General features: G+C 72.5%; 1 pseudogene. It reads left to right on the top strand.

Annotated features, from left to right (window positions below):
* A pseudogene (locus JAP66_RS31840) lies at positions 1 to 305 on the top strand (hypothetical protein); the annotation flags it as partial.

Raw genomic sequence — 305 nt, 5'->3', positions numbered from 1 at the left:
GCGGGGCTGCTCCGGCCGGAAGGCGTGCTGGCCGCCCTGCCGGTTTTCGCGGTGTGGCTGTGGCGCGAGCGCAGGCGGGCGGCGGCGCTGTTGTGGACGGGCCTGTTCGTCGCCGTGGGGCTGGCGTACTTCGGGTGGCGCTGGGCGTTCTACGGCCAGCCGCTGCCCAACACCTTCTACATCAAGTTCGGGAACCTGGACGCTGGCCTGGTGTGGGTCGAACAGACGGCGGCGGTGTTGGCGCCGCTGTTGCTGCTGACGGCCGTGCTGGTGTTCCGGCGGGGCACGCGGGCCGCGGGTCTGCT

This window comes from Qaidamihabitans albus (assembly GCF_016464705.1).
Lineage (GTDB): Bacteria > Actinomycetota > Actinomycetes > Mycobacteriales > Pseudonocardiaceae > Qaidamihabitans > Qaidamihabitans albus.
Note: the sequence above shows the minus strand (reverse complement) of the source record. Positions and strands in the feature narration are given on the sequence as shown.